At 67.6% G+C, this 26,076-nt stretch carries 24 protein-coding genes; 11 read left to right on the top strand and 13 right to left on the bottom strand.

Features of this window, described 5'->3' with window-relative positions; all coding sequences use genetic code 11:
• Positions 1-9: 9 nt before the first annotated feature.
• The 6 genes from EV666_RS14950 to EV666_RS14925 form a co-directional block, all read right to left on the bottom strand.
• Positions 10-528, bottom strand: a complete 519-nt coding sequence (locus EV666_RS14950; RefSeq protein WP_132009857.1) for an RNA pyrophosphohydrolase — start codon at positions 526-528, stop codon at positions 10-12.
• Positions 529-928: 400 nt separating this feature from the next.
• Complete coding sequence (locus EV666_RS14945; protein WP_132009854.1) at positions 929-2,389, bottom strand: S41 family peptidase; 1,461 nt, start codon at positions 2,387-2,389, stop codon at positions 929-931.
• On the bottom strand, positions 2,389-3,822 hold the full coding sequence (locus EV666_RS14940; protein ID WP_132009851.1) for a murein hydrolase activator EnvC family protein: 1,434 nt from the start codon (positions 3,820-3,822) through the stop codon (positions 2,389-2,391). The genes EV666_RS14945 and EV666_RS14940 overlap by 1 nt, the downstream gene beginning before the upstream one ends.
• 265 nt (positions 3,823-4,087) lie before the next feature.
• Positions 4,088-4,567, bottom strand: a complete 480-nt coding sequence (rlmH, locus tag EV666_RS14935; RefSeq protein WP_132009848.1) for a 23S rRNA (pseudouridine(1915)-N(3))-methyltransferase RlmH — start codon at positions 4,565-4,567, stop codon at positions 4,088-4,090.
• A 136-nt stretch (positions 4,568-4,703) separates the two neighbouring features.
• Positions 4,704-5,102 (bottom strand): ribosome silencing factor, encoded by a 399-nt coding sequence (gene rsfS, locus EV666_RS14930; protein WP_132009845.1) that lies wholly within the window; start codon positions 5,100-5,102, stop codon positions 4,704-4,706.
• 78 nt (positions 5,103-5,180) lie between these two features.
• The gene (locus EV666_RS14925) at positions 5,181-5,843 is read right to left on the bottom strand and encodes a nicotinate-nucleotide adenylyltransferase (protein WP_132009842.1); all 663 of its coding nucleotides are present in this window, start codon (positions 5,841-5,843) and stop codon (positions 5,181-5,183) included.
• Between the two features lie 75 nt (positions 5,844-5,918).
• On the opposite strand from EV666_RS14925, the gene EV666_RS14920 reads away from it, so the two are divergent.
• On the top strand, positions 5,919-6,164 hold the full coding sequence (locus tag EV666_RS14920; protein WP_132009839.1) for a hypothetical protein: 246 nt from the start codon (positions 5,919-5,921) through the stop codon (positions 6,162-6,164).
• A 159-nt stretch (positions 6,165-6,323) separates the two neighbouring features.
• Here EV666_RS14920 and EV666_RS14915 read toward each other — a convergent pair whose 3' ends face one another.
• Together EV666_RS14915 and proB are read right to left on the bottom strand one after the other, a co-directional pair.
• A complete protein-coding gene (locus tag EV666_RS14915) occupies positions 6,324-7,565 on the bottom strand; it encodes a glutamate-5-semialdehyde dehydrogenase (protein WP_132009939.1) in 1,242 nt (413 codons plus the stop codon).
• A gap of 296 nt (positions 7,566-7,861) precedes the next feature.
• Positions 7,862-9,007, bottom strand: a complete 1,146-nt coding sequence (gene proB, locus EV666_RS14910) for a glutamate 5-kinase (protein ID WP_132009836.1) — start codon at positions 9,005-9,007, stop codon at positions 7,862-7,864.
• 545 nt (positions 9,008-9,552) lie between these two features.
• On the opposite strand from proB, the gene EV666_RS14905 reads away from it, so the two are divergent.
• Complete coding sequence (locus tag EV666_RS14905; RefSeq protein WP_132009833.1) at positions 9,553-10,587, top strand: complex I NDUFA9 subunit family protein; 1,035 nt, start codon at positions 9,553-9,555, stop codon at positions 10,585-10,587.
• A 164-nt stretch (positions 10,588-10,751) separates the two neighbouring features.
• Here the strand turns inward: EV666_RS14905 and EV666_RS14900 are convergent, their stop codons facing one another.
• The 4 genes from EV666_RS14900 to EV666_RS14885 all read right to left on the bottom strand — a co-directional run bounded on the left by EV666_RS14900 (position 10,752) and on the right by EV666_RS14885 (position 14,608).
• Positions 10,752-11,285: a DUF4405 domain-containing protein gene (locus EV666_RS14900; RefSeq protein ID WP_132009830.1), complete on the bottom strand. Its 534-nt coding sequence runs from the start codon at positions 11,283-11,285 to the stop codon at positions 10,752-10,754.
• A gap of 249 nt (positions 11,286-11,534) precedes the next feature.
• Positions 11,535-12,278, bottom strand: coding sequence for a sulfate transporter family protein (locus EV666_RS14895; protein ID WP_280990847.1), 744 nt, complete (start codon positions 12,276-12,278; stop codon positions 11,535-11,537).
• A 254-nt stretch (positions 12,279-12,532) separates the two neighbouring features.
• Entirely contained in the window at positions 12,533-13,369 is an 837-nt protein-coding gene (locus EV666_RS14890; protein WP_132009827.1) for a YiiX/YebB-like N1pC/P60 family cysteine hydrolase, read from the bottom strand.
• A gap of 243 nt (positions 13,370-13,612) precedes the next feature.
• The gene (locus EV666_RS14885; RefSeq protein WP_132009824.1) at positions 13,613-14,608 is read right to left on the bottom strand and encodes a 2-hydroxyacid dehydrogenase; all 996 of its coding nucleotides are present in this window, start codon (positions 14,606-14,608) and stop codon (positions 13,613-13,615) included.
• A gap of 195 nt (positions 14,609-14,803) precedes the next feature.
• On the opposite strand from EV666_RS14885, the gene EV666_RS14880 reads away from it, so the two are divergent.
• The gene (locus EV666_RS14880; RefSeq protein WP_245514456.1) at positions 14,804-15,349 is read left to right on the top strand and encodes an SH3 domain-containing protein; all 546 of its coding nucleotides are present in this window, start codon (positions 14,804-14,806) and stop codon (positions 15,347-15,349) included.
• A 211-nt stretch (positions 15,350-15,560) separates the two neighbouring features.
• Here EV666_RS14880 and irrA read toward each other — a convergent pair whose 3' ends face one another.
• Positions 15,561-16,040, bottom strand: a complete 480-nt coding sequence (irrA, locus tag EV666_RS14875) for an iron response transcriptional regulator IrrA (protein WP_207906425.1) — start codon at positions 16,038-16,040, stop codon at positions 15,561-15,563.
• A gap of 380 nt (positions 16,041-16,420) precedes the next feature.
• Between irrA and fabA the strand changes: the two genes are divergently transcribed.
• From fabA to EV666_RS14835, 8 genes are all read left to right on the top strand, one after another.
• Complete coding sequence (gene fabA / locus EV666_RS14870; protein ID WP_132009818.1) at positions 16,421-16,945, top strand: 3-hydroxyacyl-[acyl-carrier-protein] dehydratase FabA; 525 nt, start codon at positions 16,421-16,423, stop codon at positions 16,943-16,945.
• A gap of 271 nt (positions 16,946-17,216) precedes the next feature.
• Entirely contained in the window at positions 17,217-18,440 is a 1,224-nt protein-coding gene (gene fabB / locus EV666_RS14865) for a beta-ketoacyl-ACP synthase I (RefSeq protein ID WP_132009815.1), read from the top strand.
• Positions 18,441-18,688: 248 nt separating this feature from the next.
• On the top strand, positions 18,689-19,510 hold the full coding sequence (gene fabI, locus EV666_RS14860; protein ID WP_132009812.1) for an enoyl-ACP reductase FabI: 822 nt from the start codon (positions 18,689-18,691) through the stop codon (positions 19,508-19,510).
• 746 nt (positions 19,511-20,256) lie between these two features.
• Complete coding sequence (locus EV666_RS14855) at positions 20,257-20,946, top strand: phosphoribosylanthranilate isomerase (protein ID WP_132009809.1); 690 nt, start codon at positions 20,257-20,259, stop codon at positions 20,944-20,946.
• Positions 20,943-22,247: a tryptophan synthase subunit beta gene (gene trpB / locus EV666_RS14850; protein WP_132009806.1), complete on the top strand. Its 1,305-nt coding sequence runs from the start codon at positions 20,943-20,945 to the stop codon at positions 22,245-22,247. The genes EV666_RS14855 and trpB overlap by 4 nt, the downstream gene beginning before the upstream one ends.
• Positions 22,244-23,134, top strand: coding sequence for a tryptophan synthase subunit alpha (trpA, locus tag EV666_RS14845; protein ID WP_132009803.1), 891 nt, complete (start codon positions 22,244-22,246; stop codon positions 23,132-23,134). Before trpB ends, trpA begins: the two co-directional genes overlap by 4 nt.
• 377 nt (positions 23,135-23,511) lie before the next feature.
• Positions 23,512-24,420: an acetyl-CoA carboxylase, carboxyltransferase subunit beta gene (accD, locus tag EV666_RS14840; RefSeq protein WP_132009800.1), complete on the top strand. Its 909-nt coding sequence runs from the start codon at positions 23,512-23,514 to the stop codon at positions 24,418-24,420.
• A gap of 188 nt (positions 24,421-24,608) precedes the next feature.
• Entirely contained in the window at positions 24,609-25,952 is a 1,344-nt protein-coding gene (locus tag EV666_RS14835) for a bifunctional folylpolyglutamate synthase/dihydrofolate synthase (protein ID WP_245514455.1), read from the top strand.
• Positions 25,953-26,076: the final 124 nt, after the last annotated feature.

Below are 26,076 nucleotides of genomic sequence, written 5' to 3'. Positions count from 1 at the left end.
GAGGCCGGATCAGTTTTCCGCCAGCTGTGAAAACGCGGCGACCACCTGTTCATAAACCGGACGCTTGAACGGGATGATCAGGCCTGGCAGGCTGTCCATTGGGGCCCAGCGCCATTCGCTGAACTCTGCCCTGTGGCCGCCTGCGGGATGGCGCACGTTGATCTCCGTCTCGTTGCCGGTGAAACGCAGGGCAAACCACTTCTGTTTCTGGCCGCGATATCGCCCCCGCCATGAGCGGCGCAGGATCTCCTGCGGCAGGTCGTAGCTGTACCAGTCCGGCGCTTCCGCAACCAGCTCGACGGAGCGAACGCTGGTTTCCTCATAAAGTTCGCGCAGCGCCGCCGGGTACGGCTCCTCCCCCTCGTCTATGCCGCCCTGGGGCATTTGCCAGGAATAGGCGGCGTTGACATGCTCCGGCCCCGCCTCGTTGCGCCTTCTGCCAACAAACACGTTGTTGTCGCGATTGAGCAGCATGACGCCGACGCACAGGCGATAGGGGAGTTTCAAAAAGCGCTTGTCGTCGTTCATTGCAGGCCTCGCCCGGGGGTAAAGTACTGGCAATCAGGCGATCGTGGTTATCCGGCCCAACCGGGCCGGGTCCATCCTGCGCCTTATGCTGCAGACCCGGAAGCGTTCCCGGGGGAGGTTGTTATGCCGGATGCAACCCCGCTCTGGCAATGGGCCGGCGGCAAGCGGGCCGCGTCGTGGCCATGCGGTGACTGCGGCGCGGAGCAGATGACGGGGCCATGCCTGCCCGGGGCGGAGCAGCGCGCCGCTTTCTGGCGGGCCGTCCTTCACGCTCGCCAGAAAAGCAATGTTTGCGTCTGTCCCGGAACTGGCGGGGAGAGCCGGGGCGACATGAAAAAGACCCCGGCGGATGCGCCGGGGCCCTTCATCTGTTCCTGTTTCTGTTCTTGCGAACGCCGCTTCAGTTGGCCTTTGCCTTCTGGGCGTCGGCTGGCCTTGCGACCGCCGCAGCGACCCGTCCGGTGCGAAGCAACTCCAGGGCGGCCTGCAATTGCTTGTCCTTGGCCGGGTCCGGCGGAATGTAGGCGGATGAACCAGACTGCTCCTCCGGCTCCTTGTCCTTGCTGGCCTTGTCTTTTGCGGCCTTGTCGGGAGCTGCCTTTGCGGCGTCGGGAGCAGCCTTGTCGTCCGGTTTCTTCTGGGCGGCGTCCTGCTGGTCCGCAGCCTTTTCCCTGTCGCGACGCTCGCCGGAAAGGTGCCCCTTCAGGCCGGCCTCGCCCTTGGTCTCGTCCTTGCCCTTCCACTCGTCGGGAATGTCCTGCAGCACCACCATGTCGGGGTCGATGCCCTTGGCCTGAATGGAGCGGCCGGATGGCGTGTAGTAGCGGGCGGTGGTGAGTCGCAGCGCGCCGTTGGAGCCGAGCGGAATAATGGTCTGCACAGAACCCTTGCCGAACGACCGGGTGCCGATCAACGTGGCGCGCTTGTGGTCCTGCAGGGCGCCGGCGACGATTTCCGCCGCCGAGGCCGAGCCGCCATTGATCAGCACAACCACCGGCTTGCCGTTGGTCAGGTCGCCGTTGCGGGCGCTGAAGCGCTGGGTTTCGTCGGCGTTGCGGCCACGGGTCGAGACGATCTCGCCCCGGTTCAGGAAGGCGTCGGAGACGTAAACCGCCTGATCGAGCAGGCCGCCGCGGTTGTTGCGCAGGTCAAGGACGTAGCCCTTGATCTTGTCGGCGCCGATTTCCTTGGTGGTCTTCTCGATGGCCGCCTTCACGTCGTCGAAGCTGTGCTCGATGAACTGGGTCAGGCGGATGTAGGCGATGTCGCCCTCGACGCGCGAACGCACCGAGCGGATCGAGATCATCTCGCGGGTCAGCGTCACCTGCAGCGGGTCCTTGCGGCCCGGGCGCTGGATGGTGAGCGTGACCTTGGTGTTGACCGGTCCGCGCATCTTGTCGACGGCCTGGTTCAGCGCCATGCCCTGCACCGCTTCGCCGTCGATCTTCGTGATGAGATCGTTGGTGAGGATGCCGGCGCGGGCGGCGGGGGTGTCGTCGATCGGCGTCACGACCTTGATCTGGCCGTCCTCCTGCGTCACCTCGATGCCGAGGCCGCCGAACTGGCCGCGCGTCTCCACCTGCATGTCCTTGAACGCCTTGGCGTCCATGTAACTGGAGTGCGGATCGAGCGATGAGAGCATGCCATTGATGGCCGACTCGATCATCTTGCTCTCGCTGGGCTTCTCGACGTAGTCGCTGCGGACCTTCTCAAAGACGTCGCCGAACAGGTTGAGCTGGCGGTAGATGTCTGGCGAGGCTGCAGTGGCGCTGGTTGTGGACATCAGCCGGGTCTGCGTCGCCACAAGCGACATGCCGACGCCCATCGCCACGCCGCAAACCAGAATGGAAATCTTTCGCATTATCCGCGAGCCTTTTCGCCTTGAGACGCGCCCTGGGACCTGGACCACCAGGGCGTGGGGTCGATCGCCCCGCCATCCTTACGGAATTCGATGTAGAGGGCGGGTCCTGGATGTGCATCCGCCCGTCCGCCCCCGGTTGCTTCTGCGTTGTCAGGCGTCCCCGTGTTGACCTTGCCCGCGTCGCCGGCGCCAGACTGCCCCATGATGGCGACAGGTTCGCCGGCCAGAACGAACTGGCCGAGACTGACGTTGATCCGCTCCATGCCGGCCAGCAACACATAGTATCCACCGCCCGCATTTATGATCAAGAGTTGGCCGAACGAGCGGAACGGGCCAGCAAACGACACCCAACCATCAGATGGCGCCGAAACAACGGCGCCGGGTTGCGCCGCGATGGTGATTCCCTGGGTCTTGCCGCCCGCCGGGTCCGGCGTTCCAAAGGAAACCACCTCTTTTCCGCCAACCGGCAGCGGCAACTGGCCGCGCGCGTCGACGAAGGCGATCTTGGGCTCAAGGCGGGCCGGGTCCTTGAAGGCCAGCGACGCCAGCTGGTCCCTGGCGTTCCGTAGGTCTTCCTCCGCCTTGCGCGCCGCTTCCGTGTTCCGTTGGGCGGCGCCCAGCTCCGCTTCCAGCCGGGCGATGAGACTTTTTAGGTCGGTCGCCTGTTTGGCCAGGGCCGCGGCCTGGTTGGTCTGGTCGGTGGTTTCCTGTTCGGCCCCGGCGAGGCGGGCCTGGCGGGCCTCGATCAGCGCCGTGAGGCGCCGGCGCTCCTCGACGATCGCCTCCATTTCCCTGAACAGGGTCTGTTTGTCCGCCTTGATGGCGTCGCCGAGCCGCACCAGTTCCGCCAGATCGCTGGCGAGGGCGCGGGTTTCCGAGCGCAGCTCCGGCAGCACGGCGCCCAGCAGAATCGAGGTGCGCACCGCCGTCAGCAGGTCATCAGGGCTGGCGAGCACCGCCGGCGGCGGACGCCGGCCGATGCGTTGCAACGCGGCCAGAACCTCGACGATGACGTCCTGCCGGCTCTGGAATGACTTGCGGATGGCCTCGGCGCTGTCGTTGAGGGTCGCGAGGCGTGATTCGAGCTCGGCGATGCGCTCTTCCGTCGCCTGCACCTTGCTGGTGGTGTTCAGCAGGGCGCCGTTGAGGCGGGCGCGGTCCAGCTTGATGGCGGCGATCTCCGCTTCCAGACGAATCCGCGCCTCCTCGCTGGAATGGAGGCGGGTTTCGATGGCTTTCAACTCGGCCTCCCGCGCGTCCTTCTCCGTCTGGCGGGCGTTGGCGCCAGGCCGCTGCTGCTGGGCCATGGCGACGCCGGCGGGGTGAATGGCGGCCAGCGTCGCAACCATGGCGCAGGCGATCGCGCTCTTCCTTGCGAAGCGCAAGGCGAGGGGCGCGCGGCGCGAATGGGGCGGGAACGCGGGATGAACCATGTCCAGGTATGCTCGGATCGTGTGCTCGGATGGTGTGCTCAGATGCTGGCCGCCTGGCTGACAGGTGCGCGACGCAACGTCTCACATTGACTGATATGACGGCGAGGTAAACGCAGCCTTTGCATCATCAACCATTTTGTTCCGCCGGAGGCGCCAGCCCGGCGCAGGTCGGGAGGCCCGGCGACAGCCGGCCGCCGCCGTTGCTGGCGACAATCAATGGCAAACAAGGCGACGAGGTGGCGCCGGACGGCGAAATGCGCCGCGTTCAGCTGCGATGATAGGGGTGGCCGTCAATAATGGTCATCATCCGGTAAACCTGCTCCAGCGCCAGCACCCGCACCAGCTGGTGCGGCAGGGTCATGGCGCCGAAGGACAGCACCAGCCGGGCCTGATCGCGCACCGACGGATCAAGGCCATCGGCGCCGCCGATGACGAAGCACACGTGTTCGGCGCCGCCGTCGCGCAGGGTGGCGAAGCGTCCGGCGACCGTCTCGCTGTCGAGGGCCGGGCCGCGCTCGTCAAAGACGATGAGGACGCCGCCCTGGGCCTTGCCGAGAATCGCCTGCGCTTCCTCTGCCTTGCGCCGGCCGGCGTCGGCGGCGCGGCTTTCGGGCAATTCCGTCACATGGACCGCGCTGACGCCGAGCGGTCGTCCCTGGGCCACGGCGCGCTGATGGTAGCGGTCCGCCAGCTCCCGCTCCGGGCCGGCCTTCATGCGGCCGATGCAGATCAGCGAGATTTTCAACGGCGGGGCTCCTGTCAGGCGCCAGCACGGCGGCCTTGCCGGAGGTTGGCCAGCGCCGCGCGCGTCCATTCCGGTGGAGCAGGGCGAAACCCGCTCCGCTGGATGGAAATTTTGCCCGCGGCGCGAGACGGCTGTGTCAGGAGGCGGTTCCGGCGGCCGGCGCGGCGCCCCACATCTTTTCCAGGTTGTAGAACACGCGGACCTCGGGGCGGAAAATGTGGATGATGAGATCGCCGGCGTCGACCAGCACCCAGTCGCAGGAGGGGAAGCCCTCGTCCTTGATGCCCTTGACGCCCGCCGCCTTCAGGTCCTCGATCAGCTTCTCGGCGATCGAGCCCACGTGACGGTTGGAGCGGCCGGAGGCGATGATCATGGCGTCGGCCAGCGACGTCTTGCCCGTCAGGTCGAGCTGAACGATGTCTTCCGCCTTCATCTCGTCAAGGCTGTGCAAGGCGACCGAGAGGACATTGGCGAGGGCGACGTCCGCGTTGACGTCTGCGGCCTGCGGTTCGGTGTCCGGAATGCGATTGGGCATATGGTAGCGCGCCTGGTCCCTTGCGTGAAAAACGGTGTCTGAAAACTTTCTCCACCATAGCCGTTACGTCATCCAGGTTCAACGGAGCGGCAGGGGCTTTCCGCAGGCCCGGGGCGCGCCGGTTTCGCCAGCAGGCGGCTGCCCGGCGCTGGCGCGCAGGGCCGTGGACGACAATGGCGAGCGGGGGCCGTGCAACAGCACCCAGGCCGGCGTTGGCGCGGTGGCCAGCCGCCTGGCCGCGGTTTCCGGCAGGCGGGCCGTGGCGAATGTGCGGGCGGCGACGGAGGCGGTGGCGGCCAGGGTCTGGCCCGGCCGGTCGATCACCGCCACCGGGATGCGGCGCATGATGTCGCGCCAGTGATGCCAGCGGTGCAGCGTCGCCATGCTGTCGCCGCCCATGATCCAGACGAAATGCACGCCAGGAAAGCGCCGTTGCAGCCAGACGATCGTATCGTGGCTGAACCTGGCGCCGATATCCTGCTCGAAACCGGTGACATGGTGGCGGGCGCGACCGGCGACCGCGCGGACCTGGGCGATGCGCGCGGCGATGGGTGGCAGGCCATTGACGTTCTTGAGCGGGTTGCCCGGCGTCACCAGCCACCAGATCCGGTCAAGCCCCAGCCGTTTCATCGCCTGATCGGCGACGAGGCGATGGGCGGCGTGCGGCGGGTTGAACGAACCGCCATAGAGGCCGATGCGCGCGCCGGGGGCGAGCGGCGGCAGACGCCAGCGGGCGATCATGCGGCGCGCGCCCGAACAAAATCGCGGGCGCCTGTGTTACATTCAAAGGGAGGTAGCCGACGCAAGGAGGTTGTCATGTTCATCCACGTCACAGATCCGGTCGACAATACCCGCATTTTGCTGAACGCGTCATGTGTGCTGATGGTGCGCGGCACGGTTCATGGCGGATCGGCCATCTACCTGTCCACAAGCGCGGCGCACCACCCGGACGTGCTGCTGGCCCGGGAGACGCCGGAAGAGATGCAGGCGTTGCTGACCGGCGAAGCGCCGGCGCGGACAATGGCGGAGACGCCGGTGGAAACGGCGCGCCCGGCGCATTAGGCGCTTGGCGGAGTGCACGCCGACCGGCGCGCAAAACGGTGCGCGCCGGCAGAGGTCGCAAGCCCCACTGCATCAGAACGACCCTGCCTGGAGCGCCCAGGCGAGGGCGCGCCTGCGTGGAGTGGTTTGCAAGCCTGGCGGCGGGAACCCAGCGGCAACTCAGGGGCGGGTCTGGCCAGCGCCGCGCACCTTGTACTTGAACGAGGTGAGCTGCTCCGCCCCCACCGGCCCGCGCGCGTGCATGCGCCCGGTGGCGATGCCGATTTCGCCGCCGAAACCGAACTCGCCGCCATCGGCGAACTGGGTCGAGGCGTTGTGCAGCACGATGGCCGAATCAACCTCATTGAGGAAACGCTCGGCCTTCCCGACGTTCTCCGTGATAATGCAGTCGGTGTGCTGGGAGCTCCAGGCGTTGATGTGCGCCAGGGCGCCGTCGAGGCCATCGACCAGACGCGCGGAGATGATCGCCTCCAGATATTCGGCGCCCCAGTCCGCGTCCGACACATCGGTGACCCGCGCGTCGACGGCGCGGATGTCGGCGTCGCCGCGCACCTCGCAGCCGGCGTCGAGCAGCATGGAGACCAGGGGGGCGAGCAGACGGCCGGCGCCGGCGCGGTCGATGAGCAGCGTCTCGGCGGCGCCGCAGATGCTGGTGCGGCGCATCTTGGAGTTCAGAACCACGGCGCGGGCCGTTTCCAGGTCGGCTTCGGCGTCGACATAGACGTGCACCAGCCCTTCCAGATGGGCGAACACCGGCACCCGGGCCTCGTTCTGCACCCGTTCCACCAGGCTTTTGCCGCCGCGCGGCACGATCACGTCGACAGCGCCGTTCAGGCCGCGCAGCATTTCGCCAACGGCGGCGCGGTCGCGGGTGGGCACCAGCTGCACGGCGTCGGCGGGGACGCCGGCGACCGCCAGCCCCTCCGACATGGCGCGGGCGATGGCGCTGGCCGAGCGGAAACTGTCCGAACCGGAGCGCAGGATGACGGCGTTGCCCGCCTTCAGGCTCAGCGCCGCCGCATCGGCGGTGACGTTGGGACGGCTTTCGAAAATGATGCCGATGACGCCGAGCGGCGTCGACACGCGCTGGATGATCAGGCCATTGGGCCGCTCAAAGGTGGCCAGCACCTTGCCGACCGGATCGGGCAGGGCGGCGATGGCGGCGACGCCGTCGGCGATGGCGTCGATGCGGGCCCCGTCCAGCGCCAGGCGGTCGATATAGGCCTCGGTCTGGCCATTGGCGCGCGCCTCGGCGATGTCGTCCGCGTTGGCGGCGAGAATGTCGGGGCTGGCGCGGCGAATGGCGTCCGCGGCGGCGACGAGCGCCGCCGTGCGGGTTTCAGCGCTGGCCAGGGCCAGTTCACGGCGGGCGACGACGGCGCGCCGCCCCATGTCCGCCATCAACGCAGCCACGTCCACGTCAGGCGCCGAAGCCGCACCCTCAGTCGCAACTGGCGTCGCCGGACCGCGAACAGAGCTGGCTGCGCTGGCGGTGTGGGCGAGATTGGCTGCGGTGCTCATGGATGCGCCTTTGCGTGTTGCTCAACAAACGTGCCTGCGCCGGACAGGCCGGCGTGATTGATTACGGTTATCATTATTGGCTGGCCGGTCAGCCAATACAAGGGGCGACCTGATGGAGCAGGGGGCCGGCCGCGCTGGCGGCGCTCCAGCGCCGCCCCGCCTCCGGCTGCGTCGTTTCAGTTCGCTTCGTCCCTGGCGGCCGCGGTCAGCACCAGCACGTCGCGGTGGATCATCTCGGCCCGGCCGGAATAGCCGACGATGGCGGCGATGTCGCCGCTGCCGTGCCCGGCGATGGCGCGGGCGTCGTCCGCGTCAAAGTTGCTCAGACCGCGCGCGACCACGGCGCCGGCCGGGTTTTTCACCAGCACCGGATCGCCGCGGAGGAAGTCGCCGTCCACGGCGGTGACGCCGGCGGGCAGCAGGCTCTTGCCCCGGCGTAGCGCCGCCACGGCGCCCTCGTCAATGGTGACCGCGCCGTTGGTTTCCAGCAGGCCGCTGATCCATTTCTTGCGGGCCCGCGCCGGGGTGGATCGCGACAGGAACCAGGTGGCCGGTCCGCCTTCGGCGATGCGGCGCAGCGGATACTCCACCAGGCCGGAGGCGATGATCATGTGGGCGCCGCCGTGGGTGGCGATCTTGCCGGCTTCGATCTTGGTGCGCATGCCGCCGCGTGAGAACTGGGAGGCGGCGCCGCCGGCCATGGCCTCGATCTCCGCCGTGATGCGCGGCACCACCGGAATGTGTTTCGCGGAAGGATCGGAGCCGGGCGGGGCGGTGTAGAGCCCGTCAATGTCGGAGAGCAGCACCAGCAGGTCGGCGTCGGCCATGGTGGCGACGCGGGCCGCCAGCCGGTCGTTGTCGCCATAGCGGATTTCGCTGGTGGCCACGGTGTCGTTCTCGTTGATGACGGGAACCGCCCGCCACTCCAGCAATTTGCCGACGGTGGCGCGGGCGTTGAGGTAACGGCGGCGCTCCTCGGTGTCCCACAGGGTCACCAGCACCTGACCGGCGGTGAGACCGCGCGCGCCCAGCGCTTCGGACCAGGTGCGGGCGAGGGCGATCTGGCCGACGGAGGCGGCGGCCTGGCTCTCCTCCAGCCGCAGCGGGCCGAGCGGCAGCTTCAGCACGGCGCGTCCCAGCGAAATCGAACCCGAAGACACCACCAGCACGTCCTTGCCGGCCTGGTGCAGGGCCGCGAGGTCATCGGCCAGGGCCGACAGCCATTGCTGGCGGACGCCACCGCGCTCGCGATCGACCAGAAGGGATGAGCCGACCTTCACGACAATGCGACGGAAGCGGTCCAGGGCGGGAATCTCGGTCATGGCTGTCAGTCGCCGTTATGCGCCGTTAAAATGCCTTCGCGAAAAAGCGGCTGCTGCCTTTCCTGAAGGGAATGTGTCGAACCTGAAGGAAGGGCCGCCCGCGCGCCCCGGATATGTCGGAGCCAGACGAACCCCGGCGGTGGGCGGGATCCGCGCCGCGCCTGCTCTATACAGCAGGAACCCGCCGATCCGGAACGGGACTGACGCTGCGACCGGCAAAATCTTTCAGACAGGCGCCGGGCGCCCCTGGGCCAGGACGCGCGCGAGAAAACGCGCGCCACAAAACGCGCAAGGAGATGCGCCAGAAGTTGTGCGGCGGGCAATGGCCGGGCGCGCCCGCTGGCGCGCCGACCGGAAGCCAGGCCCGGGTTTTTGCGACCTTGGGTCGCGCCGTGACGGGGCCGGATGGCCCGCCGCAGCGGCAGATCGCGCCGGCATGCAGCAAGTAAGCACTTGCGCCACGGCGACGAAGGGGGCAGGAACAGGTTTCCTGTAATGGCTCCAGCCTTGGGCCCTGCAGGGTGCAGTTTCGGCGGGAGAGGTTCATGTCCAGCAGCATCCGTCAGCCATCCGACATGCTTGTCACGGTGTTCGGCGGCTCCGGCTTCGTTGGCCGTCACGTGGTGCGCGCGCTGGCGCGGCGGGGGTATCGCATTCGCGTCGCCGTGCGGCGGCCCGATCTGGCGTTCCATCTGCAACCGCTCGGCAATGTGGGACAGATTCACGCCGTTCAGGCCAATCTGCGCAACCGGCCATCGGTGGTTCGCGCCATCGCCGGCGCCGACATCGTCGTCAACCTCGTCGGCATCATGCACCAGGGCGGCCGCCAGCGCTTCGACGCGGTGCACGGCTTTGGGGCCCGCGCCGTGGCGGAGGCCGCCAGCGCGGCTGGCGTCGAGCGCCTTGTCCACATGTCCGCCCTCGGCGTCAGCGCCGATTCGGGCTCGGCCTATGCGCGCTCCAAGGCAAACGCCGAAGCCGCGGTGCGCGACGCCTTCCCTGGCGCCGTCATCCTGCGGCCGTCGGTGATGTTCGGTCCGGAGGACCAGTTTTTCAACCGTTTCGCCCAGCTGGCGACCTTCATGCCGGTGCTGCCGCTGGTCGGCGCTGAAACCCGCATGCAGCCGGTGTTCGTCGGCGACGTGGCCGCCGCCGTGGTGAAGGCGATCGAGGGCGCGGCGACGCCAGGCGCGACCTATGAGCTGGGCGGACCGGAAACGCTGACGGTGCGCGAGGCGGTGAAATTCACCCTCGACGCCATCAGGCGGCGCCGTCCTGTCGTTGGCCTGCCGTTTTCGCTGGCGCGCCTGCAGGGGCTGGTTCTGGAAATCGCCCACACCCTGTCGCTGGGGCTGCTGCCGGACAGCCTGCGGCTGACCCGCGACCAGGTGGAGCTGCTGCGTCATGACAATGTGGTGTCCGACGCTGCGATCGCGGAGCGGCGCACGCTGGCGGATCTGGGCGTCGCCGCCAGCGGCTTCGACGCCATTGTTCCAACCTACCTCTGGCGCTTCCGCCAGAAGGGCCAGTTCGAGCCGCCGCCGCAGGTTGGCTCCGGGGCGCATGGCGCCGAGGTCTGAGCCATCGCCGCAAGCGCGATGACCAAACAGGAAAGCCGCCCCGGACGGGCGGCTTTTTGCTGGGCGCGACGGCTGTTGAGGCTGGCTTTTCTGGCGAATCCGGCGAAGGACAGTGCGGACGCTTGCAGTGCGGGCTCTTGCAGTGAATGTCCGGCGGAGCGGGATCAGGCGCGTCGCTGGCGCGGCATCAGTTCCATCAGCACCTGCGGCGCTTTCTTGCCGGCGGCCCCGGCGATGGTTTCAAGGTTTTGCTCCACGCTCTCAACCCGGTAACCGCGCTCGCGCAGGGTGGCCAGCAACTGGTCGGGCGAGGTTTTCAGCAGCGGCGCCAGATCGGCCAGGCGCGCTTCCGTCATCAACGGCAGGGCGCGGAAGGCCGGGTTGCCGGCCCGGCCCGGGCTGTTGAGGCCGGAGATGGCGAAGGGGATCGCGACCGCCAGCGACAGGACGAGCGGCAGGATCAGGGTCTTGCGCCGGGCGTAATTCACCAGCGGGCGCCAGTTGCGGACCATGTGCAGGATGAACGGCGCCAGCAGCAGCATGCTCAGCCATTCGTGCATGGCGTGGAAGGTGCGCGGCGTCCAGCGGAAGAACAGCGCCACGCCGGAAATGGCCGATACGAGAAACAGGCCGGTGGTCAGCGGCGTGGCGTAACGGGTGAGAAACCGGTTGTAGAGGCTGTTGGCGGCAGTGGACATCGTGGTTCCGGTGGCGTGCGGGGTGGAAACAGCGGGCAGGAAAGCCATCGCCGGCAGAGGGACAGCCTCTGGCGGCGTCTATCGCATTTCATGGGCCGCCGATACCGGGCCGCGCCGAAAAAATGCGCCGGAACATAAAGTTGGAGTTATTCTGAAAAACGGGGCCGACGCGGGGGGCAGGGCGTGCGGGCGTTGCCGTCGCCGTCCATTGTCGCTCCAGGCCCGGGTCGCGCGCGGAGGGACGCCGCCCTACAGGGTCGCCGTTCCCTGTGGCGCCGCCAGTTCCGCGCGCTGCACGCTCTTGTGCACGTGCACCATCAGCGCGATGCCAAACAGCGGGGTCAACAGGTTCAGCACCGGCACGGCCACCACCAGCGCCGCCACCAGGCCAGCGCCGAACACGGTGGCGCGGTTGCGCAGGCGCATGGCTTCCGCTTCGGCCATCGGGCGGAAGCGCGCCGCCGCCATCTCGAAATACTCCCGCCCCAGCAGATAGCCGTTGGCGATGAAAAACGCCGCCATGTTGACGCCCGGGATAAAGAACAGCAGCAGCGCGAACAGGTTGATTACCAGCGACAGGCCAGCGAAGCGCAAGCCATAGAGGAGCGACAGGCCAACGGACAGCGGCTTGCCGGGCGGGTCTTCCGGATAGTCGGTTTTCTCCACCAGCTCGGCGGCGTCATCCAGATAATAGCCGGAGACCAGCGCCGAAACCGGCGGGATCAGGAAGGCCAGCCCCACCATCAATCCCGCGCCCGCCACGAAAAACGCCAGCGTGTCGAGAACCGGCCACGAGGCGCTCAGCGTATGCGAGGCGAGGTAGTAGTTCAGCAGGCGGGTGAGGCCAAACCACACAAGTCCGAGAATCAGCACGGTGAGGCCAATGGAGCGCAGCAACATGCGCCGGAATGGCGGCGACACGATTTGCCGCAACGCCTGAATGGCGGCGTTGATAATCTGCACGGGACCGGTATGTCGCAGGCTGCTGATCAAGGAGGTTGCTCTCGTTACGCGTATCTGGAGATGGCGACGCCATACAAGGGTACCGGGCAGGCGTAACCGCCTGTTTAACCGGCGTGGCCATGCGCCAGCAAACCGGCGCGCTCCATGGCCATCCACAACCGCGCGGGGCCGGCGCGGTTGCGCACGGTTTTCACGACGCAATGCGGGCTGGGCGCGGCGTGGATATGGCGGCGCGAAGGCGTCAGTTCCAGACCCGGCGCGGATTGCGCGAGCCGGGGGCGCTCTCAGGCCAGCAGGCCGGCGCTGGCGCCGTCGGCGGTTTCCGGCGCGGCCTCCAGCGGCAGGTCGGTGCTCCAGACCAGCTGCTTGTAGTCAAAGCCGGTTTCGATGGTCGGTTTGACGATGGCGAAATAAGGCGAGATGTCGAAATCCCGCGGCGCATACAGGCTGTGATGGCGGATGTGCAGGATTTCCGCGCGGGTGAAGCGCGTCATGTTCCGGCGCGCGGCGATCTCAAGGCGCGGCAGCACGGGATAGCGCACCAGCTCGAACGCCTGGGCGATCAGCGTGGAGCAAATGGCGCGGGTTGGCTCGCCGGAGCCGAGGGCGATCATGCGCCGCCGGAACCGCGACGGCGCCGGCAGCGGCAACAGATAGCGGCCGAGATCAATGACATTGCGCAGGTCATAGGCCTGGCCAATGCGCGATCTGGCGTAGGCGACCACGGCGTCGCGGTCGTCCGGCGTCAGCGCCACCGGGCGGCAGATGCGGACGCTGGCGGCGGCGTATTTCGACAGGGGCGCGGTGGTGACGCCGTGCTGCACGTCCGCTTCCACCAGCACGTGAGGATCGTGATCCGCGTGCGGCTGGCCCTCGCCATGGCCGGCCTGCAGCGGCGGAACCGGCCCGACATACAGGGCGGCGTGGGACCAGCTCGACTGGGTGAGATATTTGATGATCGAGGCGATGCGCGTCGCCCCCTCGACCAGCAACACGTCGCCTGGCTGCAGGGCGCGGGCAAGGGCTTCCGGGTCCGGCGGGGCCGAAGGCCGGTAGCCGGGAAGCTCCTGCATGAGAAAGGCGGCGATCTTCCGCCCGAGCCAGGTGAGCGCGCTGTCCATGTCGTTTTGCCGAAGCCGGTCCTGTCAGCCGCCGCCCCTGTCAGCCCTGGCGTCCGTGGCCGATCCCCGGCGCCTGTCCGGGAAGCCGGCGGATGGCGATCTGGCGAGAGGCTTCGCCGGCCGCGCCAGAGGTCATGTTTGCCAGCGGCGATTGCGCGCCAGCCCGCTGCCGGGGCCGGCGGGCGCCGACGCCGGGAGCATCAAAAGCCCCCGGGATCGCCCTGTCCCCTATGCCAGGGGCTGTTACAGCATGCTCGGCAGGATGCGATCCGGCGGCCGGTGCCCGTCCATGAAGGTCTGGATGTTCAGGATCACCTTCTCGCCCATGTCGTGACGGCTTTCGATGGTGGCGGAGCCCAGATGCGGCAGCAGCACCACCTTGTTGGCGCGCGCCAGCTTCAGCAACCGCGGATTGACCGCCGGGGCGTGCTCGAACACATCAAGGCCGGCGCCGGACAGCTCGTTGGCCTCCAGCATCCGCGCCATGGCGGTTTCGTCGATGATCTCGCCGCGCGCCGTGTTGACGATGATCGCCGAGGGTTTGAGCAGCTTGAGGCGCCGGGCCGACAGCAGGTGATAGGTGGCGGGCGTGTGCGGGCAGTTGACCGAGATGATGTCCATGCGGGCCAGCATCTGGTCGAGGGATTCCCAATACGTCGCCTCCAGCGCCTGCTCGGTGGCGGCGGGGACGCGGCGGCGGTTGTGATAATGGATCGACAGGCCGAAGGCGCGGGCGCGGCGGGCCAGGGCCTGGCCGATGCGGCCCATGCCAACGATGCCGAGGCGCTTGCCGGTGATGCGCCGCCCCAGCATCCAGGTGGGCGACCAGCCGGTCCATTCGTCGTCCGGCACCACCCGCGCGCCTTCGGCGATGCGGCGGGCCACGGAGAGGATCAGCGCCATGGTCATGTCGGCGGTGTCTTCCGTCAGGACGCCAGGGGTATTGGTGACGGTGACGCCGCGGGCCAGCGCCTGCTGCACGTCGATGTGGTCGACGCCGGCGCCGAAGTTGGCGATGAGCCGCAATTGCGGGCCGGCCTGGGCGAGCACGGCGGAATCGATCATGTCGGTGATGGTGGGGACGAGCACGTCCGCCGTCTTCACCGCCTCGATCAGATCGGCCTGACGCATGGGCGCGTCGTCATGGTTCAGCCGTACGTCGAACAGTTCCGCCATGCGGGTTTCGACCATGTCGGGCAGACGGCGGGTGACGACGACGAGTGGCTTCTTTTTTGTCATGACGCGTCCCAGGCAGGTGCTTTTCACGCAGCGTTAAGCAGGCTCGGGCGACACAGGGAGAGATCTGCGTCTCGGGACTCTGTAGCAGACAAGACCAGAAACACAACGCATCCAATCGTCGGACGGCCATGCGCCGGCCAGGGTGGGAGCGCTGGCGCCGGCGTCGCCGCCGGCGCGCGGGATGGGAGATGGGGTATGGTTGGGGTTGGCCGGGTCAGGATGAGGCGGGCGGCGATGGGGCCGGTCGCGGGCGTTCTGGCGCTGCTCGCGGCGTCCTTCGCTCCGGCGGGCGCCGCCGATGGGCCGAAGGGGTCAGTCACCGGGTTGCCGCTGCCGCGTTACGTCAGCCTGAAGTCCGACCGCGTCAACCTGCGCCAGGGGCCCAACAAGGACCACGCCACCACCTGGGTGTATCACCGCGTCGGACTGCCAGTGGAAATCACCGCCGAGTTCGAAACCTGGCGGCGCGTGCGCGATTCGGAGGGCGTGGAAGGCTGGGTGCTGCATTCGCTGTTGTCGGGCAAGCGCACGGCGCTGGCGGCCCCGTGGGAAAAGGCGTTCGTGCCGATGTATCGCGAGGCGTCGGAAACAGCGCCCCTGGCGGCGAAGCTGGAGCCGAACGTCATCGTCCAGGTCAGGAAGTGCGACAAAACGTGGTGCCGCGTGGAGGTGGCGCGGCGCGAGGGGTTCGTGCGGCAGGACAAGCTGTGGGGCGTCTATCCGGGCGAGGTCGTCGACTGACATTCGCCGGTTTCAGGGCTGGCCGCGAAAGCGCCGGCTCGTGCAGGTTTGCGCCGCGCCTGTCCATGCAGCCGCGTTGCGCGGCGCGGCCGCAACGGGTCGCAGGTCGCGCGCAGTCAAAAAAAGACCGCCGGAAAAGGCGGTCTTTTTATATCCGGGATATGGAGAGGCGCCGGGGGGCCTGACGGTCAGGCCACGACGGAAAGGGCGCTCAGGAAGCCCGCTTGGGCCGCAGGCGCACCACCACGTCAACGCGGGCGATTTCCATGCCTTCCGGCGCTTCCGGCAAATTGGAAATGTTGATTGACGAGCCGGGGATGTCCAGCAGCCGCTCCTCGCCCTCGACGAAGAAATGGTGGTGGTCGCCGACATTGGTGTCGAAATAGGTGCGCGAGCCATCAACGGCCACTTCGCGCAACAGGCCGACCTCGGTGAACTGGTGCAGCGTGTTGTAGACTGTGGCCAGGGAAACCGGAACACGGGCCTTGCTGGCTTCCTCATACAGCATTTCAGCCGTCACGTGGCGGTCGCCCCTGGCGAACAGAAGCCAACCCAGCGAAACACGCTGGCGGGTGGGGCGCAGGCCGGCGCGGCGCAATTCCGCGCGCAGGGCATGCACCGGGCAGCCCTTCAGGCCGTCCGTCTCGCCAGCAACAGTATCCACGCCGCGCAGGGCGTCGCCGTCAGTCATCAAAGCCATATCCCGTAATTTGCGTTATTATCATAGGCAACGCGCGCCATGGCTGCAACCCGTGCGCTCTTTCAATGGCTTGCCTGCGACCACAAGGCAACCTCCCGGCCGTCGCCCGTCGCCCGTCGCCCGTCGCCCGTCGCCCGTCGCCAGTCGCCGGCGGCTGCACGGGGCATCGCGCTGGCGGCGCCTGGCCGGCGTCCGTCGACAATGCGCCGGCGCTGTCAATGTCCGGCTTTCGGCCGGGGTGGCAATCATGTTACAAGCGCCCGTGAAGACAGGCGACGGCCCAGCGTCCGGCTCCGGTCCTTCTCTTGCGCATTCGCCGCGCACCCACGATGTGATCCTGATCCAGGATCCACCCGCGATTTGTCAGGACGATGACCGACACTGCTCACAGCGCCACGCGTCAATCCAGCTTTACCTATGAAGAACTCCTCGCCTGCGGGCGCGGCGAACTGTTCGGGCCGGGCAACGCCCAGTTGCCCCTGCCGCCCATGCTGATGGTGCATCGCATCACCGACATCTCGGAAACGGGGGGCGATTTCGACAAGGGCTATGTCCGGGCTGAATACGACGTCAGCCCTGACGACTGGTATTTCCCCTGTCACTTCCAGGGCAATCCGATCATGCCCGGCTGCCTCGGCCTCGACGGCATGTGGCAGATCACCGGTTTCTTCCTTGGCTGGCTCGGCGAACCGGGCCGGGGCATGGCGCTCTCCACGGGCGAGGTGAAATTCAAGGGCATGGTGCGGCCGGGCGTGAAGTTGCTCGAATACGGCATCGACTTCAAACGCGTCATGCGCGGCCGGCTGGTGCTGGGCACGGCGGACGGCTGGCTGAAGGCGGATGGCGAGAAAATCTACGAGGCGAAGGACCTGCGCGTCGGGCTCTCCACCGCCTGACCAGACGGCAGGTCGCGGCGCGAGGGACCGGGGCGCGGCGGCATGGCCCGGGCATGGTCCGGCGTCCCTTTTGCGGATCGGGCGCCGTGGGCCATTGCGTCCTTCCCGGAAAAACACGATATGCTCCCGATAACGCCTGGCGTGGGTTCGCGCCGGCGACGGAATGAAATCAGGCGCGCGTTCGCGCGTTCGCAAAATGATGCAGATCTGTGGGGAGCCGCGGCCTGAGGGCTACGGCGCCGCGCCGGTCCGGAGAAAGGAACAGCGGCTGATGAGGCGCGTCGTCGTTACCGGGATGGGCATTGTCTCATCCATTGGCAACAATATCGCGGAGGTGACGGAGTCGCTCCGGGAGGCCCGCTCCGGCATTTCGTTCGCCGAAGAATACGCCAAACTCGGTTTCCGCAGCCAGGTTTACGGCAAGCCGACGCTTGCCCCCGAAACGGTGGTCGACCGCCGCGCCATGCGCTTCCTCGGCGAAGGCGCCGCCTGGAATCATGTGGCCATGGAGCAGGCGATCGCCGACGCGGGCCTGGAGCCGGGCGACATCTCCAACGAGCGCACCGGCATCATCATGGGGTCTGGCGGACCATCCGCCCGCACCATCGTCGAATCAGCCGACATCACCCGCAGCAAGGGGCCCAAGCGCGTCGGTCCGTTCGCCGTGCCGAAGGCCATGTCGTCAACCGCGTCGGCCACCCTGGCCACATGGTTCAAGATTCGCGGCGTGAACTATTCGATTTCCTCGGCCTGCGCCACGTCGGTGCACTGCGCCGGCGCCGCCTATGAGCAGATTGCCTGGGGCAAGCAGGACGTCGTTTTCGCCGGCGGCTGCGAGGAGCTGGACTGGAGCCTGTCGGTGCTGTTCGACGCCATGGGCGCCATGTCGAGCAAGTACAACGACCGTCCCTCCACCGCCTCGCGCGCCTATGACAAAAACCGCGATGGTTTCGTCATCGCTGGCGGCGCTGGCGTTCTGGTGCTCGAAGAGCTCGAGCACGCGAAGGCGCGGGGCGCCAAAATCTATGGCGAGGTCATCGGCTACGGCGCCACGTCGGATGGTTACGACATGGTCGCGCCCTCGGGCGAGGGCGCCGTGCGCTGCATGCGCCAGGCGCTGGCGACGGTGAAGCAGCCGATCTCCTACATCAATCCGCACGCCACTTCGACGCCTGTGGGCGACGACAAGGAAATCGAGGCGCTTCGCGAGGTTTTCGGCTCCGGCGACAAATGCCCGCCGATCTCGGCGACCAAGTCGCTGACCGGCCACTCCCTCGGCGCCACCGGCGTGCAGGAGACGATCTATTCACTGTTGATGATGCAGAACAATTTCATCTGCGAAAGCGCCCACATCGAAGAGCTTGACCCGGCGTTCGCCGACATGCCGATCGTGCGCAAGCGCATCGACAACGCGCAGCTGGAAACGGTTTTGACCAATTCGTTCGGCTTCGGCGGCACCAACGCGACGCTGGTGCTGAAGCACATCGATTCCTGATCCGCAGGGGCGGCGCGGGCAACCGCGCCGGGGCGTTCCGTTCACGCGAACTGGCGGAATCGCTTGTCCAGGCTGGTTTGATGCATGTCCGGCCTGAACGGCGACCCTCGCCTTCGCGCCGGAAATGCCCGGCGCGCGCGCCATATGGATTTGAAACTGGCGCGGCCTCCGCAGTTCAGGCAGCTTCCTGACCGGACCCGTTGCAAACTGGCGCGTCGCCGGCGGCGGCCGCATGGAGAGGACCACACATGGCGTTGATGGCGGGCAAGCGCGGCCTCATCATGGGCGTTGCCAACAACCATTCGATCGCCTGGGGCATCGCCCAGGCCCTGGCCGCCGAAGGGGCCGAACTGGCCTTCACCTATCAGGGCGATTCCCTGCGCAAACGGGTCGCCCCGCTGGTGGCGTCCCTCGGCGCGGACGTGCTGCTGCCCTGCGACGTCGAGGACATCGACAGCGTTGACGCCGTGTTCGCCGCCCTGCGGGAAAAGTGGGGCAAGATCGATTTTCTCGTCCACGCCATCGCCTTCTCCGACAAGAACGAGCTGAAGGGTCGCTACGCCGACACCACCCGCGCCAATTTCTCGCGCACCATGGTGATCTCCTGCTTCTCGTTCACCGAGATCGCCAAACGGGCGGCGGCGATGATGCCGGACGGCGGCGCCATGCTGACCCTGAGCTTCATGGCCGACCGGGTGATGCCAAACTATAACGTCATGGGCGTGGCCAAGGCGGCGCTTGAGCAGAGCGTGCGTTACCTCGCCGCCGACTTCGGGCCGGACGCGGTGCGCGTCAACGCCATTTCCGCCGGGCCGGTGCGCACCCTGGCTGGCGCTGGCGTCAATGACGCCCGGCTGATGTTCAACTATCAGAAGGCGCATGCGCCGCTGCGGCGCTCGGTGTCGATCGAGGAGATCGGCAAGTCGGCGCTGTACCTGCTGTCGGACTGGTCGTCGGGCGTGACCGGCGAGATCCATTATGTGGACAGCGGCTACAATATCATCGCCATGCCGCGCACCTCCGAGCTGAAGGCGCAGGAAGACGCGCAGGCGAAGGCGGAGGAGGCCTGAAGGCCGGGAAACCGGAAGGCATACGACGCCTCTGGCGGCGGCGGCCGCGCGCCCCGCAAATGATCGGGCGTGAGGCAGATTTAGGCGCCCACAAGCGGGGGCGGATGACGGAAACGCGGCCCTTTGGGGCCGCTTTTTTGTTGCCGTTTCTGGTTTTTCCGGTCGCGAAGTCTGGCCGGGCGGGAGGCGTCAGGTGTGTCCTTGCGCACACAGCACAAAAAATGGCAGCGTTGCTGCCATGAATTTTGTTGCGTCACTTTGCGACGCGCCCTATCAGTAGACCCGCAGCATCTGCTGCATGCCCTCCGTGGGCGTTTCCTCCCTAGACTTCAAGGGCAGCGCTTCATGCGCGGCCCTTTTTTCTTTTCGGGGGTGAGACTATCCAGGCTGGTATCATTTGCAACGAAATTTTTTACAAAAAATGCCGGATAGTGAGATTTTCGTGAGCCTCAGGGGGCCGGAAACCGTTGCTGCCGGAGACCGGGAAGGCGACGCGCTCCCGGGGCGCCGGCCGTATATCTCGTCAAGTATCTGTTATCACATTTGTTCCGGGCGTCACCTGTCATGATGCTGTCATGATCGTTTCAGGCAGCCCTGGCGCGACATGCGACATTTTGCGCCAGGCGCGAAGGTTGCGCGCGGCTTTCCCGCCCCCCATTGCACCTGAGCCATTGTCGGGACTTCACGTCTGGCGCGGCGGGAATTGTTCTTCAGGCCTGGCTGTCCATCCGCCTCAGGGAGCTCCCATGACGTTTCTGGTGAAAATCTGCGGCCTGCGCGACGTGGCGACGCTGGACGCCGCCCTGGCGGCTGGGGCGGGCATGGTGGGTTTCGTGCACTTCGCCCGCAGTCCACGACATCTGGAGCTGGCGGACGCGGCCCGGCTGGTCGCCAGGGCGCGGGCCCGGGGTCAGGCGCAGAGCGTGGTGCTGGCTGTCGATCCGGATGACGCCACGGTGGCGCGCATCGTGGAAGAGGTGAAGCCGGACTGGCTGCAACTGCACGGCGCCGAGACGCCGGAGCGGGTGGCGGCGATCCAGGCTGCCCACGACGTCGGCCTCATCAAGGCGATTGGCGTTGCCGGGCCGGAGGACGTGACGCGGGCCCTGACCTACGACGCCGCCGATCTGCTGCTGCTCGACGCCCGGCCGCCACGCGACGCCACCCGCCCTGGCGGCAATGGCGTTGCTTTCGACTGGGCGCTGGCGGGCGATGGGCGGCTGCCGCCGTTCCTGCTGTCGGGCGGTCTGCATCCAGATAATGTGGCCGACGCCATCGCCGGCCTTGCCGGGCAGGCCTCGCTGGCTGGCGTTGACGTCTCGTCGGGAGTAGAGAATGCCCCAGGCGTCAAGGACACGGCGCTGGTCGGCGCGTTCATTCGCGCGGCAGTCGGCGCGGCTTGCCAGCGCCCGAGCATGAAGGAACCGGTTGCGTGAGCGCTTCTTCCCACTCCGCTTCGCCGCAGGCGGGGCAACGGCCCAATTCCTATCGTAGCGGCCCTGACGCGCGCGGCCGTTTCGGCCTTTATGGCGGCCAGTTCGTCGCCGAGACGCTGATGCCGCTGGTGCACGAACTGGAAACGGCGTGGGCTGAGGCCAAGGCTGATCCGGAATTTCACGCGGAGTTGCAGCGACACCTGGCGACCTATGTCGGCCGCCCGAGCCCGCTCTATTACGCCGAACGCCTGACGGAGCACCTGCGCGGGGAAGCCCGGAAGGCCGGCGGCGACGGCGGCGCCAAAATCTACCTGAAGCGCGAAGAGCTGAACCACACCGGTTCGCACAAGGTGAACAACGTGCTGGGCCAGATCCTGCTGGCCCGCCGCATGGGCAAGCAGCGCATCATCGCCGAAACCGGCGCCGGCCAGCATGGCGTGGCCACCGCCACCCTGTGCGCCCGTTTCGGCCTCGAATGCATCGTGTACATGGGCGCGGTTGACGTGGAGCGGCAGATGCCGAACGTCTTCCGCATGCGCATGCTGGGCGCCACGGTGGTTCCGGTGGAATCCGGCTCGCGCACGCTCAAGGACGCCATGAATGAGGCGATGCGCGACTGGGTCACCAATGTCGACAGCACCTTCTACTGCATTGGCACGGTGGCGGGCATGCACCCCTATCCGGCCATGGTGCGTGATTTCCAGTCGATCATCGGCAGTGAAACCCGCGAGCAGATGCTGGCGGCGGAAGGGCGGCTGCCCGACAGCCTGATCGCCTGCATCGGCGGCGGCTCCAACGCCATGGGCCTGTTCCATCCGTTCCTCGATGACCCCGAGGTCACCATCTATGGCGTCGAGGCGGCGGGCCACGGCATTTCGTCCGGCCAGCATGCGGCGTCGATCGCCGGCGGCCGCCCGGGCGTGCTGCACGGCAACCGCACCTATCTGCTGATGGACGCCGACGGCCAGATCACCGAGGCCCACTCCATCTCGGCCGGGCTTGACTATCCAGGCATCGGCCCGGAACACGCCTGGCTGCATGACATGGGCCGGGTGAACTACCTCAGCGCCACCGACGATGAGGCGCTGGCGGCGTTCCAGTTGCTGACCCGGCTGGAAGGCATCATTCCGGCGCTGGAGCCGGCGCACGCCCTTGCCCGCGTCATCGAGCTGGCGCCGCAGAAGCCACAGGATCACCTCATGGTCGTCAGCCTTTCCGGGCGCGGCGACAAGGACGTGCCCCAGGTGGCCGACATACTTGGTCCAAATCTGGACGGTAACAGGGGCGGAGCACAGGCATGAGCGCGGTGGAAGCAAAAACGGCGGCCGCGGCGCAACCGGCCTCTGGCGTCGCGACGGGCGTGACGCGCATCGACGCGCGGTTCGCCGCCTGCAAGGCGGAAGGCCGCGCGGCCCTGGTGACCTTCCTGACGGCGGGCGATCCGGATTTCGAAACCTCGCTGGGGATCATTGCGGCCCTGCCGGCGGCGGGCGCCGACGTGATCGAGATCGGCATGCCGTTCACCGATCCCATGGCGGACGGCCCGTCGATCCAGGCCGCCGGCCTGCGCGCCCTCCACGCGGGGCAGACGCAGGTCCGCACCCTGGAGCTGGTGCGCCGTTTTCGCGAGCGCGACCAGGCCACCCCGATCATCCTGATGGGCTACTACAATCCCATCTACGTCTATGGGGTGGAGCGTTTTCTCGCTGACGCCAAAGCGGCGGGGGTGGATGGGCTGATCGTGGTCGATCTGCCGCCGGAGGAGGACGACGAGTTGTGCCTGCCGGCGCTGCAGGCCGGGCTCGCCTTCATTCGCCTGGCGACGCCAACGACGGACGACGCGCGCCTGCCCGTGGTTCTCGCCAATACGGCGGGCTTTGTGTACTACGTGTCGATCACCGGCATCACCGGCTCCGCGACGCCGGATTTCGGCCAGGTTGGCGCGGCCATCGCCCGCATCAAGCGGCACACCAGCCTGCCCGTGGTGGTGGGCTTCGGCGTCAAGAACGCCGGGCACGCGGCGGCGGTGGCGGCCACGGGCGCTGACGGCGTGGTGGTGGGCTCGGCGCTGGTCGACCGCATCCGCGACACGCTGGATGGCGCGGGCAAGGCAACCGCGGCAACCCACGACGCGGTGGTTTCGCTGGCGGGCGAACTGGCCCGGGGCGTGCGCGCCGGGCGTGCATAAGGGCGCGCCACGGCGGATGAATGGCGGTCGCTACCGGGCGGCCGCCTTGAAATTGCGCGATTGCACCCTTTATTGAGGGCGCTCATCCAGAGCAGAAGCCGGATTGAACCGGGGATGGCTCTGGCTTGTTGATATGACGGGTGTTCCTGATGCGAAGCGGTCTTCGCTTCGGGGGAAACCGCCCGGGAGCATGGTCCAGGTCCGCCGCCCACGGCGGCTCTGGCATCCGGCGCCTCCGGCCAGGGTTTTTCCGGTGATGCACGGCTCACGGAAACGGCCCTGTCTCTTCGATTTGACGCATTTTCTCCCCGGAAAGTGGCTTCCATTTTCCCGGGAATGCTCCAGCCGGCGGGCGCGACGCAGAAGGTCAAGGGTTCATGAACTGGATTTCCGACGTCGTCCGGCCGAAGATCAAGACGCTGTTCAAGCGGGAAGTGCCCGAGAACCTCTGGATCAAGTGCCCCGATACCGGGCAGATGGTGTTCCACAAGGAAGTGGAAGCCAACCAGTTCGTCATTCCTGGCTCGGACTTCCATCTGCGCATGTCGGCGACGGCGCGGCTGAAGGCGATGTTCGACCAGGAGACCTGGGAGGAAATCACCTTCCCCGAGGTCCCGCTTGATCCGCTGAAATTCCGCGACGAGAAGAAGTACGTCGATCGCCTGCGCGACGCCAAGGCCAAGACCGGCGCCGTGGACGCGGTGCGGGTTGGCGCCGGCGCGGTGGAAGGCGCCCAGATGGTCGTCGCGGTGCAGGACTTCGACTTCATGGGCGGCTCGCTCGGCATGGCCGCCGGCGAAGCGGTGATCGCGGCGCTTGAAACCGCCGTCGCCCGCCACACGCCCTGCGTGCTGTTCGCCGCCTCGGGCGGGGCCCGCATGCAGGAGGGCATGTTCTCGCTGATGCAGATGCCGCGCACCACCGTGGCGGTGCGCCACATGCGCGAGGCGGGCCTGCCCTATATCGTTGTCCTGACCAACCCGACCACCGGCGGCGTCACCGCCTCCTACGCCATGCTGGGCGACGTCCACATCGCCGAGCCGGGGGCGCTCATTGGCTTCGCCGGGCCGCGCGTCATCGAGCAGACCATCCGCGAGAAGCTGCCGCCGGGGTTCCAGCGCGCCGAATATCTCAAGGACCACGGCATGGTGGACATGGTCGTGCACCGTCACGAGCTGAAGGCCACCATCGCTCGCCTGTGCCGCCTGCTGATGAAGCAGCCGGCGCGTGACGACGGCGACGCCATCGCCCGCGCCGACGCGCCGGCCGAGGCCGTCGCCGGCTGATCCGCGCAGGGCGGCCGGGCCTTTGCCCGGTGACCACCGGTTGAGGTTGGCCCGGGAGGGGCGGCGCTCCGCCCGCGCCATGTCTTTCCTGACGTAACGGGGCGACCGCCTGCCGGATACGCCCTCGATGCAACTCCCCGGTAAAGCGGCGTCGCCTTTGCCGGAACTGCTTTGGGTGGACGTCGCACATGAGCCAGGGTCAGATGGGCGGCGACACTTCCGACGTCCTGATCGCGCGATTTCTTGGCCTGCACCCGAAGGCCATCGACCTGTCGCTGGACCGGATCCGCCATCTGCTGACCGCGCTCGGTTCGCCGGAAAAGCGTCTGCCGCCGGTGATTCATGTGGCCGGCACCAACGGCAAGGGCTCGACCATCGCCTTCATGCGGGCGATCCTCGAAGCGGCGGGCCTCGCTGTTCACGTCTACACCTCGCCGCATCTGGTGCGTTTTCACGAGCGCATCCGCCTCGGCCGGCGCGGCGGCCCCGGCGTCTTCGTCGACGAGGACGTGCTGGTGGAGGCGCTGCGGACCTGCGAACAGGTCAACGCCGGCCAGCCGATCACTGTATTCGAGATCACCACCGCCGCGGCGCTGAAGCTGTTCAGCGAGCATCCGGCTGACGTGCTGCTGCTCGAGGTCGGGCTCGGCGGTCGCTACGACGCCACCAATGTCATTGACGCGCCGGTGGCGGCGATCGTCACGCCGGTGTCGCAGGATCACGCGGAGTTCCTGGGCACGGATGTGCTGGCCATCGCCCGTGAGAAGGCCGGCGTGTTCAAGGCTGATTGCCCGGCGGTCATCGCCGCCCAGCCGCGCGACGTCAGCCGTGAACTGGAGGAGGCGGCGCTGCGCGTTGGCGCGATCCCGTTCGTTGGCGGCCAGGATTTTCAGGCGCGCGAGGAAAACGGCCGGCTGATCTACGAGGACATCAACGGTCTGCTCGATCTGCCGTTGCCGCGCCTCGGCGGTCGCCACCAGCACGTTAACGCTGGCGCGGCCATCGCCGCGCTCCGCGCCGCCGGCATGAGCAATCTGTCGGACACCGCCATTGAGCGCGGTTTGCTCGGGGCCGAATGGCCGGCGCGCATGCAGCGGCTGCGGGAGGGGCGGCTGTTGTCGCTGGCCCCGGCTGGGGCTGAAATCTGGCTCGACGGCGGCCACAATCCCGAAGGCGGCCGCGCCATCGCCGCTGCTCTGGCCGATCTGGAGGAACGCAGCCCGGCGCCGCTGGTGATGATCGTCGGCATGCTCGGCGCCAAGGACAGCGAGGGTTTCCTGGCGCCCTTCGCCGGGCTGGCCCATGATGTCATCGCCGTGCCGATCCCCGGCCAGATGGCGGCGCGTCCCGCCGCCGAAGTGGCGCAGATCGCGCTGGCGGCGGGCATGCGGGCTGAAACGGCGACCAGCGTCGAAACTGCGCTGATCGCCACCAGCCGCCGCGTCTGGGCTCGTCCGCCGCGCATCCTGATCGCCGGGTCGCTGTATCTGGCCGGCGAGGTGCTGGCGGCCAACGGCACGCCGCCGGTCTGAGGCGGAGCCCGCCGTGCCGGCGGGGACAGTCAAAGCCGGCTGCCGGCCATGGGCCTACCCATTGGGGCCTGTCCGCCGTTCCGGCCGAAGACCGCGCCCGTTGCGATCGTTCCCCGGAAATAGT

The sequence above is a fragment of the Camelimonas lactis genome, from assembly GCF_004342915.1.
Lineage (GTDB): Bacteria > Pseudomonadota > Alphaproteobacteria > Rhizobiales > Beijerinckiaceae > Camelimonas > Camelimonas lactis.
The sequence above is the reverse complement of the archived record's forward strand: the minus strand, read 5'-3'. Positions and strand labels throughout refer to the sequence as shown.